Raw genomic sequence first — 13,300 nt, forward strand, 5'->3', positions numbered from 1 at the left:
TTCCAGCGGGTGGCTCGTGGGGAAGCCATCTCCGCCCCGCTCTTTCCCCTCCTCCCGGAGGTGGGGCTATGAGCAGCGAGATCCGCCGGGCGGCGGGGGTTCTTGCTCCTGGCGGCGTGATCGAGGTCCGGGCGCTCGCCGATGGTGCGACGCACTCGGGCTACTTTGACGATTACGAGGCCCTTGCGCAAGCTGTCGAGGCGCTCGACGCCGATCCGGCGGTCGCGGGGATTTACGTCACCCTGAATACTGTGAACCCGGCGCTCCTCGCCCGGCGGGCGAACCGGATCAAGATGCGGCTCGGCCGGAAGGATGCGACGACCGCGGATGCCGACATCCTCCGGCGCCGCTGGCTCCCGGTCGACATCGACCCGGTCCGGCCGAGCGGGGTCTCCTCGACCGATGCGGAGCACGCGGCGGCGCTCGACGCTGCGGGGCGGATCGCGGCCTACCTCACCGAGCAGGGGTTCCCCGAACCCCTCCGGGCCGACTCCGGGAACGGGGCGCACCTCCTCTACCGGATCGACCTCGCAAACGACGATGCCGCGACTGAGGTCGTGAAGGGGGTTCTTACCACCCTCGACACCCTCTTCTCAAACGATGTGATCACGGTCGATACCGCGAACTACAACGCCGCCCGGATCTGGAAACTCTATGGGACACTCTCAAGAAAGGGGGATAGCACCCCGGAGCGCCCCCACCGGCGGGCGAAGATCCTTTCTGTTCCACAGAACATAGAGGTCGTTCCCCGGGAGCGGCTGCAGCACCTCGCAGGAATCCTCCCGAAGGACGAACCGGCACCGCGGAGGACGGGCGGCAGCATCGACCTCGTCCGCTGGCTCGCGGAGCACGGGATCGCGGTCCGGAGCACGAGACCTTGGCAGGGCGGCACCCTCTACGTTCTTGCCGAGTGCCCGTTCTCGGGAGCCCACAAGGACGGCGCATTCGCCATCCAGTTTGCGAACGGTGCCGTCTTCGCCGGCTGCCACCACGCAAGTTGCGGTGGAGGGGCGCAGCGGTGGCCGGAACTCCGGGCGATGTATGAGCCCCGGGAGAAGAGAAAGCAGGAGGCGATTGCAGGGGCGAAGGTGGAGGAGAACCCCACCCCTCCCCGCCCTGCACCGGCTCCCGACGAGTACCGCGAACGGGCCTTCGCGATCCTGCAGCACGGCGACCCGCTCACGTTCCTCCTTGACACCTTCAACAAGAGCCACGTCGGCGACCGAACCGTTGCGGAGTGCCTCGCGATGTCCATCGCCTCGCAGTCGGTCGAGAACACAAAGGGGCTGCACGTCGCCATCTCCGGCAACTCCGGCAAAGGGAAGAGTCATGCCTGCACGACGATGCAGAACCTCATCCCGGAGGCCTACAAACTCACCGGCACCGTCTCGGACAAGGCACTCTACTATGACGACGACCTCCGGCCCGGGACTGTCTTCCTCTTTGATGATACGGCTCTCTCGGACGACCTCCAGGAGGTGCTGAAGTCGGCAACCACATCCTTCCACGAACCGATCATACACCGGACCATCACGGCCGACCGGCAACTCCGGGTCTGCTCGATACCTGAACGGTGTGTCTGGTGGCTCGCGAAGGTCGAGAACCCGGGCGACGACCAGGTGATGAACCGGATGCTGACGGTCTGGATCGACGACTCGGCTGAACAGGACGCACGGGTGCTGGAGCACCTCAAGCGGACGGAGGCGAGCGGATCGACCAGGGGGGACGACCCGGACGTCCTCACCTGCCGGGCGCTCTGGTCGATCGTGAAGGAGCACCGGATCTTCGTCCACATCCCCTTCGCCCGGCGTATAGAGTTCTCGAACGCCGCAAACCGCCGGAACCCCGCGATGCTCTTTGACCTGATCAAGTGCCATGCGGCGCTCTGGTTCCTGCAGCGGGAGGGTGAGGAGACGGACGGGGAGACCCGGATCGAGGCGACCCGGCAGGACTTCGATGCCGCGGCCAGGCTCTACGGCGCAATCAACCAGGAGGGCGGCGGGCAGGAGTCGAAGATGACCAGGAACGAAGCGGCGGCACTCGTCACCATCGCCCGGATGGGCTGGGAGACCTTCACGGTCCGGATGCTGCAGCAGGCGACCGGGCTGTCCTACCACCAGGTCCGGCGGATCCTGCAAGGCTACACCGCGAAGGGCACGACCTACTGCGGGCTCCTCGAAAAGTGCCCTGCCGTCAGCGTGGTAGATGCGACGGTCATCGATGAGAGCACCGGGACAGTCGTCCGCCGGCACGAACTCCACTTCCAGTTCGACGCCGAGCGCTACCGGGAGTGGGTGGCGCAGGCCGTGGTCTGGCTGGAGGACGAGGGGGAGGATGACTCCCCGCCGCCTTCTGGCGGGAGTTGCAATGATGGTTGCAAACAGGGTTGCAATAGTGGTTGCAAAGGTGGTTGCAAAGATGTTGAGGGGGGCGAATCTCGCCGTTCAGAAGAGGATTCTGGAAACGGGGGGGATTTACTGGAGAATGAAGGTGAGAGAATGGGTATGTTTGCAACCATTTCCGGATCACACAGTTCGCCCGATGCGGTTCCACTGGAAGATTACCCTGATCGACTGCACGACCGGAGCACGCTGTGTGTTTCTGGACTTGTTGCAAACAAAAAGATCGAAAATGATGATTCATTGATGTATCCGAATATAAGCAACGTATCAACGAGTATTTTCTCTCACGGTGTTTGCAACCCCCTTTGCAACCCCGTTTGCAACCGGGTTGCAAATGTTGTATATCCACTGCCCGGCGTACTCGATTACCGCGAGTTTGAGCGGGCGCGGGTGGACCTCGGTCGGTGCGACATCTGTGACAGCGGGAAGGCGGTCTACCGCTCGCGGGAGGCGCAGGTGGGGATCTGTGAGGGGTGCTACGCCCGGCTGGTGCGGGAGGGGAACGCGAGGGAGGGGGTGCGGTGATCCCCATGATGGACGATGAACTACCGCCCCGGGCTTGTCGAACGCTACGGATCGGGTATCGAGCGGATCATGACGGCCCTCCACAGCGCCGGGATGCCGATTCCCACTTTCTCCAGCACCCCGCTCGGGTTCACCCTGACCATGCGGATGGATATGCTGAACGAGAGTTCTCTTCGTGAGATGCAGCTGAATGAACGGCAGATCCTTGCGGTGGAACGGATCAAGAACGAGGGGAGCATCACGAGCGGTGACGATCAATCACTCACCGGCATCTCGGCAACGACCGCTTTCAGGGATCTCAAGGCCCTGGTCGACCTTGGTATCCTGGAGAGTGAGGGGCCATCGAAGAAGAAAACACGATATGTCCTGCGGAAGGGACCACCATGAGATGTGGATATTTTCAGAGCGGTTTCGTAAAATAGAGGGCGGTTCGGTCCCGGAACCGGGAGGATGCCCCGCCGGGTGTGGATAAATGGAGGATAAATGAAAGATAAATGGAGGATACAGGTGTGTTTCGTTAAACGCAGATGATGCCTCATTGTTTCCTCCTCGTTATGAGTGAACGGGAATCAAGGGTTCAGGCTTTCGAGGCCGTGCTCGCTGGTGTCGGAGGCCAGGGTCGTACCTCAGGGGCCGGGATCAAGTACCCGTCAAGTACGGAAACACCGGCAGATATCCGGATATATGCAGATTGTCAGCAATATCGCTGACATTAATTTCCAGGAGCAAGCGCTCTGAATACAATCCATCAAGTATTCCTCCTGTCTGGTGCCGCCCACCACGGGACACACTTCATCATCTTTGGAGCTGCGTCAGGATCGTAGGGGACAATCTCACCCATCTCCACCGCCTCTTTGATAAACCGTGAAACTGTTGCACTATTCTTCGGGGAGATACCGAATCGCTCACGCAGAGAACTGTTTGTCAGATATTCACGGTTGACATATTTCAGACAGGTATGGAGGTAACAGGCCCGCACACGGTCAGCCTTATCCATCCTGGCGAGCGGCCGGGGCGCAAAAGTAGATTGACCGGGTGGCCTCTCCCGTAACTTCGAAGAAAGGAGCCGGGAGTTGATGAATCGGTCGGCGCGAATGAGTTTGGCGAGCAAGAGGGGGGTGATTTCTTTTCATACGAATGTTTTCTCAGGCATCGGTTGCCTCCATTCCGGCCCGCCTGAGGATGAGGTGGTAGTCCTCTGCCGGGATCTCGCGCATGGCCTGCCGGAGGTGGCCGCTCCACATCGTTTTGTTCGTGATGAATGCAAGATCCTCGATCAGGGGCTTGAACTCAAGAGGTTCGGGGAAGACCGCGACCGGTTTGACCTTCATGCGGAAGGGGAAGACCTCGTCGCCCATCTGCGGCGGGGTGGTAAAGAGGCGGGCGTGGTCCTCGTAGGGTTCGGAGACGACTTCGTAGGCTCCGGTTATCGCTGAGGGGAGGATTGTGTCGTCCTCTTTCTCCTGCCGGACGTACACGAGGATGGTATCGCCGGGCTTCACCCGGTGCATGAGGGTTTTGTTCCGCCGCGGTACTCCCCAGATGTGCTTCGCATCGAGGATCTTTTGGTTGTCGCGGTTGGAGGAGGCGATCCAGTGGGTCATAGGTGGGATTTGATCGTTCGTATTTAAAACGTTCACTGAGTAGAGACCGTTCGAATCATCCCATCTGCCGGGCGGGTCAGTTCAACAACTCTGGAGAGATTGTCCTCCTATAAGACCTTGCCGAGAGAGAGCACTCCTTTGCATGTGGCGAGATCTATTTCATCAACTATATCATAGCATAACTATTATTTTTGTTACAGGTGTGTTCAGTGTCTTCGGATCTTACTTTTATCACTAATGAAGATGGCAATACGTTACTTGATCGATTTGACACCTTAGTTAAGGACACCACGCTTTTCGATTGTCTCGTCGGGTATTTTTATTCGAGCGGATTCTATGCTCTTGAGAAGGCTCTGGAGAACACCGAGAAGATCAGAATCCTCATCGGCATCAGCACCAACAAAATGACGTACGATCTTATCCAGGCTGCCTCATTTGAGGGGCATCCAGCACTCTTCCTTTCCAGCAAGGATCTTAGGAGTCAATACTCCAGCATGGTCAAGGAAGAGCTGAATCAATCTGAAGACGCCTTTGAGATAGAAAAGGGTATTCGAACCTTCATCGAGTGGTTGAGGAGTGGAAAACTTGAGATCCGCGTCTACCCCTCAGAGAAGATCCATGCAAAGCTCTACATAATGACCTTCAAGGAGGGTGACAGAGACCGGGGGCGCGTAATCACCGGCTCAAGCAATTTCTCTCAAGCCGGGCTGCAGGATAATCTTGAGTTTAACGTTGAACTCAAGATGCGGGGAGATTACGAGTACGCGCTTAAGAAGTTCAATGAACTCTGGGAAAACTCAACCGATGTGTCGGAGAGTTATGTCGAGACAATACGGACACAAACCTGGCTCAACGATTCTATTACCCCGTACGAACTCTACCTGAAATTCCTCTATGAATACCTCAAGGAGAAGATCAATCTCGATAAACAGCGGACCGGGGATGAATACATCCCTGAGGGGTTCATGGACCTGCAGTACCAGAAGGACGCGGTACAGGACGCGAAGTTAAAACTTGAGGAGTACGGCGGTGTTTTTATATCCGATGTAGTCGGCCTCGGGAAGACATACATAGCAACCCTCCTCGCCCAGCAGCTTGATGGGAGGACACTCGTTCTTGCACCTCCCGTCCTGATAGATAGGGAGAATCCGGGTTCATGGCCGAATGTTTTCCTTGATTTTGGTGTTCGCCAGGCAGATTTCGAATCGGTCGGGAAACTGGACCAGGTCCTTGCGAGAGGGACCGAGCGGTACAAGAACGTGATCATCGACGAGGCTCACCGGTTCCGCAACGAGATGACGCAGAGCTATGAGAACCTCTACCGGATCTGCAGGGGGAAACGGGTCGTCCTGGTGACGGCAACACCTCTCAACAACTCTCCAAATGACATCTTAAGCCAGATCAAACTCTTCCAGAACGCTAAAAAATCCACGCTCCCAAACCCGAAGGTTCGCAATCTCCAGAGATATTTCAACACCCTCCAGAAACGGCTTGACGGGCTGGACCGGCAACGGGACCGCGAAGAATACATGAAGATTGTGAAGGAGAACGCCGAGGATATTCGTGAGAATGTGCTCCAGTACCTGATGGTCCGGCGCACACGGGCGAGCATCGCCACGTACTACAGTGAGGACCTCAAAAGGCAGAACCTCAAGTTCCCGGAGGTTGAAGATCCCCGGCCGGTGTATTACCATTTTGATGAACATACGGATTCTGTCTTTTTAGCGTCGATCGACCTGATCGTGAACAAATTCAAGTATTCCCGCTATACCCCGCTCCTCTACCTGAAGGAAGGGGTCACGCAACCTGAGGAGCTGGCCCAGAGAAACATGATGAAGTTCATGAAGATACTCCTCTTAAAGAGACTGGAAAGCAGTTTTTTTGCATTCCGGATGTCTGTTGGGCGGTTTATCGGGTATTATGAACTCTTCATCAGGGAGGTCAGGAAGGGGAATGTCTACATCAGCAAGATGCACATGAACACGATCTTCGATCTTCTCGAACAGGATAACCTGGAGAGGATCACCTCTCTTGTTGAGGATAAGAAGGTCTATCGCCTGCCGTCGTCTGATTTTTCTCAGGCATACCTGGAGGACCTCGAGTATGACTTGCGGATCCTCAAAGAACTGCAGTCGCTCTGGGAGACCGTCGATGACGATCCGAAGATCGATGCGTTCATCGAGTTGCTCTCGACCGATCCTGTGCTGGTGGACCAGAAGTGCATCATCTTCACCGAGGCGAAGGAGACGGCCGATTATCTTACCGGAGCCCTGCAGGAGCGATTCGGGGACTGTGTTATCGAGTATCACGGGTCGTCTTCAGAGAATGAGCGGCGTGCGATCATCGAGAATTTCGATGCGAAGGCCAGGCATCCAAAGGATGATTACCGGATTCTCGTGACGACGGAGGTTCTCTCGGAGGGGGTGAACCTCCACCGTTCCAACGTGGTGATCAACTACGATATACCCTGGAACCCGACGCGGATGATGCAGCGGGTCGGCCGCATCAATCGCGTGGATACGAAGTTTGACACGATCCATATCTTCAACTTCTTCCCTGCAGGGCCTATCAACGAGATGATAAGTCTCCAGGAGGCCGCCGAAGCAAAAATTGCAGCGTTTATCGAGATGCTCGGGAACGATGCCCCCCTCCTGACGGATGAGGAGGTAAAGTCGCACGACCTCTTCACGAAACTGACGTCACGGGAGACGATCACGGGGGAGGACGCAGAGGAGGATCTCGAACTCGGCTACCTGACATTCCTCCGGGAGATTCGCGATTCCGACCCGGACCTCTTTAAGAAGATTAAACGCCTCCCGAAGAAGGCGAGATGCGGCCGGGCGTCCGGGGGGTCCGGGCGCTCTGTGGTCACCTTCTTCAGGCGGGGAAAACTCCGGAAGATCTTCCGGTCTGATGCCGGAGGTCGGGGGGCCGATACCAGGGAAGTGGATTTCCTGCAGGCTGCGGATCTTCTCAGGGCGGATGCGTCGACGAAGAAGCACGCCATCGAGCCGGACTTCTACCGGTTGCTGGAGTCCAACAAAGCCGCCTTTGAGGATGTGTTTGCGGTCGAGAGGACCATCGCGTCCTCGTCCGGCGGGAAGAGCGGCGAGGTCAGGCTCACCCGCATACTTAGGGCAATCCAGCACTCGCCGGAGTTCACGGATGAGGATGAAGAGTATGTGGGGAAGGTCCTTGGGCTGATTGAGGACGGGGCGCTCCCGAAAGCGACCGCGAGGAAGATCCTCAAAAAGATCGAGTATACCCCGGAGCCTCTTTTGATACTTGCTAAGCTACGATCCGAAGTCTCTGAAGAGTTCTTCCGCCCGGCGTTCGGGCCGGTCGATATCTCCGGGCCTAAAGAGGTCATCCTCTCTGCGTACTTCGCAGGAGGTGATCTCTCATGAAGGAAGAGGAGGCTGTCAGGCTCATTGACGGGGTCTTCAGGAACGCCTTCAATCCCGGCCGGTACATGAGGTTCATCCAGGAACTTTTCAACGATTTCCGAATACTCCCTCAGCGGCTGCCGATCTGGCGTGAATTCAAGGATTATATCGATGAGGCATACAGTATCGGAACCTACTTTGATGGGAAACATACCATCGGGGTGCTCTATGTCAGGTTGCTAAGGTCAACCTCCCGTGACCGCGCCAGAACGATGCAGAGGAACTTCATCGCGAAATTCCTCAATAACGAAGGGAGAGACGCGGCCCTGGTCGCCTTTTATGGCGACGACCACGAGGACTGGCGCTTCTCGTTTGTCAGGCTCGAGTATGAGCTCGGGACTGATGACGACGGGAAGATCCGCACGAACGTGAAGCTGACGCCTGCACGCCGGTTTTCGTATCTTGTGGGGATGAACGAGCCGAACCACACCTGCAGGAAACAGTTTCTTGGTCTTATCCTGGAGGAGAACAGAAACCCGGTTCTTGCAGAGATTGAGAACCGTTTCAGTGTCGAGAATGTCACAAAGGAGTTCTTCGAGAAGTACAAGGCTTGTTACCTCAACCTGAAGGAGTCGCTTGAGGGAGCGCTCAAAGCCGATCCTATCTGCAGGGCGGAGTTTGAGGAGAAGGAGATCTCGACCGTTGATTTCTCAAAGAAACTCCTCGGTCAGATCGTCTTCCTCTATTTCCTCCAGAAGAAGGGGTGGCTCGGGGTGAGGCAGGACCCCGCGACCGGGCGGTTCCAGGAGTGGGGTACGGGGCCGAAGGATTTCATGCGCCGCCTGTATGACGGGGAGATTGTACCGTACGAGAGTTTCTTCAACGACATCCTCGAACCGCTCTTCTATGAGGCGCTTGCTGAAGACCGCTCCATAAACGAGGACTACTACAGCAGGTTCAGGTGCAAGATCCCGTTCCTGAACGGCGGTCTCTTCGAGCCGATCCAGAACTACAACTGGGTCAGCACCAATCTGCGGATTGAAAACGAGGTCTTTGGGGATATTCTGAAGACGTTTGACGAGTTCAACTTCACCATCAAAGAGGACGAGCCCCTGGAGCGGGAGGTGGCGGTCGACCCGGAGATGCTCGGGAAGGTCTTTGAGAACCTCCTCGACGTGACCGACCGTAAATCGAAGGGGGCGTTTTACACCCCGCGCGATATTGTGCATTACATGTGCCAGCAGAGCCTGATCGGCTACCTTGCGAACCACACGAGTATCCCCCGCGAGGACCTGGAGCAGTTCATCAGGCACGGCGACGTCACCCTCGGGATGACCATCCATACGCAGGAGAATGGCGGTCAGGACGAGGAGTGGTTCCGGGATGCCCGGTTTACCCTGCCTGAGTCCATCGAGAACCATTACGCCGAACTTGACCGGCTGCTCTGCTCGATCAGGGTGGTGGACCCGGCGGTGGGTTCGGGTGCGTTCCCGGTGGGGATGATGAACGAGATCGTGAAGGCCCGCTCGATCCTGACGCCGTTCTTTGCCGGGGAGGACACAGACCGGTCGGTGTACGAACTGAAGCGGCAGGCTATCGAGCATTCCCTGTACGGTGTGGATATCGATTCGTCGGCCGTTGATATCACCAAACTCCGGTTCTGGCTCTCCCTGATCGTGGATGAGGAGAATATCAAGACCATCAGGCCGCTCCCGAACCTCGACCACAGGATCATGTGCGGGAACAGCCTGGTGGACGAGTTTGAAGGGGTCAGCCTCTTTGATGAGGGGCTGCTGGGTGAGCCCGAGGATGACCCGGAGGTCCTGACGGCGCCCATCGATGCCAGGATCAAGGACCTGGGAGGGGAGCTGCACCTGATTCTCACGGGTGCGAAGGAGGGCGACTCGGTGCGGATACGGCGCGAGATCGCGCGGCTGGAGAAGAAGAGGAAAGAGGTCCTTGCAGGCCCGAGATCCACCGCCCGGCAGGTGACCTTTGACCAGGCGGCATCCCTCCGCATCAACGAGTCGCGGCGCAAACTCCGGGAGTTGAAGAGGTACCAGCGGCTCTTCTTCAACGAGCAGAACCGTGCGAGGAAGAACGAGTACCGGGCCGCCATCGAGCAGCTGGAGTGGGACCTTATCGAGGAGACCCTGAAGGAGGCGGGCAACACCGATGCCTGCAGGAACCTTGCTCTGTACCGGAAGAACCGGGCGAAGCCGTTCTTCCTCTGGAAACTCTATTTCTCAGAGGTCTTCCTGCGCCCAGATCCGGGGTTCGATGTGGTGATCGCAAACCCGCCGTATGTGCGGCAGGAGAGCATCAAGGAGCAAAAGGCCTATTTCAAGGAGCATTACCGCGTCTACCAGGGCACCGCCGATCTCTACGTGTATTTTGTCGAGCGGGGGGTGAACCTGCTTGCGGCCGGCGGGGAGTTTGCCTATATCCTGCCGAACAAGTGGATGCGGGCGAACTACGGGAAGCCCCTGCGGGCGTGGCTGAAGGAGCGGCGCATCGAAGAGATCATCGACTTCGGCGACCTCCCGGTCTTTGAGAGCGCGACAACCTATCCCTGCATCCTCCGGATCGGGGCGGGGTCTCCCCGCGAGCGGTTTGATGCGGTGCAGGTGGAGACCCTGGAGTACCCGGACCTCACGGAGTACGTGAAGGCCCACTCGTACCCGGTAAACCAGACCTATCTGGATGATGAAGGGTGGTCCCTGGCTGACGAGATGACGCAGGCGCTCCTCGAAAAGATCAAGGGCGCCGGGGTGCCCCTGGGGACGTACGTGGACGGGAAGATCTACTATGGTATTAAGACCGGGCTTAACGAGGCGTTCGTGATCGATGAGGCGACGAGAGAGCGGCTGATCGCCGAAGACCCGAGGAGCGCGGAGGTTATCAAGCCGTTTCTGGCGGGGCGGGAGATCAGGAGGTATCAGCCGGTTGCAGCAAGTAATTATTTGCTATTTATTCCCTGGCATTTTCCACTACATGAAGATCCTTCAATAGAGGGAGCATCAATCGAAGCGGAAATGAAATTCAAAGAGATGTATCCTTCGATATTCAATTATCTCTCGCAATTTAAAGATAAATTATCAAAGAGGAATCAGGCGGAAACGGGAATACGCTACGAGTGGTATGCCCTCCAGAGGTACGGATCGCTGTACTACCAAGAATTTGAGAGGCCAAAGATCATCTACGCTGAGATTGCGACACGGGGACAATTCACAATCGACAGCGACAGTCATTACCCGGACACCACCTCATACATCCTCGGCAACAGTTCCCCGTATTTGGTTGGAATCCTCAATTCAACGTTATGGACATTCCTTTTTTCCAACATCAGTTCAGAGATCAGGGGCGGATTCTTCCGCTGGAAGCGGCAGTATATGGAAAACCTGCCAATCCGCCCCATCGACCCCGCCGACCCCTCCGACGTCGCCCGCCACGACCGCATGGTCGCCCTCGTCGAGAAGATGCTCGACCTGAACAAGCGCCTCGCGGCGGCGAAGGCCCCGCATGAGAAGGAGGCGCTCGCCGGGATGATCGACGCGACCGACCGGCAGATCGATAGGCTGGTGTATGAGTTGTACGGGCTCACGGAGGAGGAGATCGCGGTTGTGGAGGGGGTTGTATGAGATTTTACAACGATCCGTTAGAGATCAGTGCCGAAGTGTGGGCAGAGTTGCTCACGGATAGTGAAGTCACCAGGAAAGATGACTTAGAGATTCTAAAACTCATATACGAGAGCAGAAGCCACGAGATGCATGCAGCAGAGATTGCATTAAAACTAAACCTCTCCCACCATGTGACGCTTAACTCACAAATAGGCAGGTTTAGCAAACGTGTGATTGCTAAAACAGAAGTCCGGCCACCCTTGAGAGAGGACGGCAAACCTCGATGGTGGCATGTCCCCTTTTTGGGCTACGATAAAAAGGATGGCACGTGTGCCTGGATCATGCGGCCTGAACTGGTGGCGGCGTGTGAACGGGTCTTCGGTCCAAGTGACTCAGAACTCGTTTACCCCGGAGAAATGACCATTGAAGATAATACCGTCCTATCCGAGGGTGCCGTGAGTAAGATTTTTGTAAACCGGTATGAACGGAACAAGCAGGCACGAGCTGCATGCATAGAACATTATGGCTGTCGGTGTGCTGTTTGCGGTTTTGATTTTGAGAAGGTATACGGGCCGATAGGGCAGAATAAAATCCACGTGCACCACCTCATGCCTCTATCTGAAATACGACAGGAATACAAGATCGACCCTGTACGAGATCTACGTCCTGTATGCCCGAATTGTCATCTCATCATCCATTGTAAGAGCGATCCTTTCACGATAGACGAGGTAAAAGAACAAATCTGGTCCAACAGAGGCCAGTAAGCGCTTGTATGAGGACCAATTTGCATCATGGAGAATTCCCATCTTTCGCACTAACTTGGATCCTGGTCGAGAGATCCAACCACAAAACTCCCGCCAGTCTCCGCCCGTCACCCCTCCAGCGCCCGGAGCGGGCCCTCAAACGCCGCGTCCTGCGCCTCCATCCGCTGCAGGGTTTTGCAGCATGGCTCCGTAAGACCGGCCCCGCCGCGGCCGCCCCCATCTTCAGGAGAGGCTGATCATCCACGCTCCCCCGGGAGCCGCTTCATCCTTCAAAAGACTGATACGGGGTGAGCGTCATACGAACCTGCATAGATACGGTCGGGAGCAATGGCAGGACGCACACTAACCAGGGCAGCACGGGAGACTATCGTTGCGATACTCACCAGAAACGATGCCGAATGGATCGCAATCTTCGGCTCCTATGCGCGGGGATCCGCCAACGCGACGAGCAATATCGATATCCTGGTCCGGTTCGCCCGCAAAAAAAGCCTTTTTTCGCTTGTCCGGATCGAGGACGAGCTTGCCCGGGCTCTTCGTATGAAGGTGGACCTCGTCACCGAGAACGCCGTGAGTCCGTACCTTGCCGATGCAATCCACCGTGATGCCGTGGTGATCTATGACGCCGGAGGTCCTCGCGTATCGTCACCACATCCTTGATGCCATACTGAGCATCGAGGAGTTCTCCGAAGGCATTGGCTCAAGTTGAGGAACTCCGGAGCCGCCGGCTGGAACGCGCCGGGATCGAGCGCATGCTGACCATTATCGGTGATGCGGCAACGATAGGATGGTGAATGCCTGCCGGCACAACCCCCGGGGGAAAAACGTTATCCTGATGGGCGGGTAACAGGAGTATGATACGGCATGCTTACGGCTGACGACATCCTCGGTGCGCTGGCAGAACACCGCGAACGGATCAGGAGCCTGGGCGTCCAGCGGATCGGAGTCTTCGGGTCGTTTGCCCGGGGCGAAGAGCACGAAGAGAGCGATATCGATATCCTC

9 protein-coding genes are annotated in these 13,300 nt (G+C 57.0%); 7 read left to right on the forward strand and 2 right to left on the reverse strand.

The features are described from left to right. The first annotated feature begins 68 nt into the window (after window positions 1-68). Window positions 69-2,927, forward strand: coding sequence for a hypothetical protein (locus BP858_RS06970; RefSeq protein ID WP_286879170.1), 2,859 nt, complete (start codon window positions 69-71; stop codon window positions 2,925-2,927). Between the two features lie 15 nt (window positions 2,928-2,942). Further along, window positions 2,943-3,314, forward strand: coding sequence for a hypothetical protein (locus tag BP858_RS06975; RefSeq protein ID WP_062265961.1), 372 nt, complete (start codon window positions 2,943-2,945; stop codon window positions 3,312-3,314). 361 nt (window positions 3,315-3,675) lie between these two features. Here BP858_RS06975 and BP858_RS06980 read toward each other — a convergent pair whose 3' ends face one another. Both BP858_RS06980 and BP858_RS06985 read right to left on the reverse strand, forming a co-directional pair. Further along, on the reverse strand, window positions 3,676-3,924 hold the full coding sequence (locus BP858_RS06980) for a hypothetical protein (protein ID WP_197671633.1): 249 nt from the start codon (window positions 3,922-3,924) through the stop codon (window positions 3,676-3,678). Window positions 3,925-4,072: 148 nt separating this feature from the next. Next, complete coding sequence (locus tag BP858_RS06985; RefSeq protein ID WP_286879171.1) at window positions 4,073-4,531, reverse strand: EVE domain-containing protein; 459 nt, start codon at window positions 4,529-4,531, stop codon at window positions 4,073-4,075. A 209-nt stretch (window positions 4,532-4,740) separates the two neighbouring features. Between BP858_RS06985 and BP858_RS06990 the strand changes: the two genes are divergently transcribed. The 5 genes from BP858_RS06990 to BP858_RS07010 form a co-directional block, all read left to right on the forward strand. After that, complete coding sequence (locus BP858_RS06990; protein ID WP_074175523.1) at window positions 4,741-7,938, forward strand: helicase-related protein; 3,198 nt, start codon at window positions 4,741-4,743, stop codon at window positions 7,936-7,938. Further along, a complete protein-coding gene (locus BP858_RS06995; protein WP_286879172.1) occupies window positions 7,935-11,558 on the forward strand; it encodes an Eco57I restriction-modification methylase domain-containing protein in 3,624 nt (1,207 codons plus the stop codon). The genes BP858_RS06990 and BP858_RS06995 overlap by 4 nt, the downstream gene beginning before the upstream one ends. Then, window positions 11,555-12,301 (forward strand): HNH endonuclease, encoded by a 747-nt coding sequence (locus BP858_RS07000; RefSeq protein ID WP_074175522.1) that lies wholly within the window; start codon window positions 11,555-11,557, stop codon window positions 12,299-12,301. Before BP858_RS06995 ends, BP858_RS07000 begins: the two co-directional genes overlap by 4 nt. Window positions 12,302-12,628: 327 nt before the next feature. Then, window positions 12,629-12,958: a nucleotidyltransferase family protein gene (locus tag BP858_RS07005; RefSeq protein ID WP_214167025.1), complete on the forward strand. Its 330-nt coding sequence runs from the start codon at window positions 12,629-12,631 to the stop codon at window positions 12,956-12,958. A 204-nt stretch (window positions 12,959-13,162) separates the two neighbouring features. Continuing rightward, on the forward strand, window positions 13,163-13,300 hold a 138-nt coding region (locus BP858_RS07010; RefSeq protein WP_286879173.1), incomplete at its 3' end, for a nucleotidyltransferase family protein.

Origin of the sequence: Methanoculleus sp. UBA413 (genome assembly GCF_002502935.1) — an archaeon.
GTDB lineage: Archaea > Halobacteriota > Methanomicrobia > Methanomicrobiales > Methanoculleaceae > Methanoculleus > Methanoculleus bourgensis.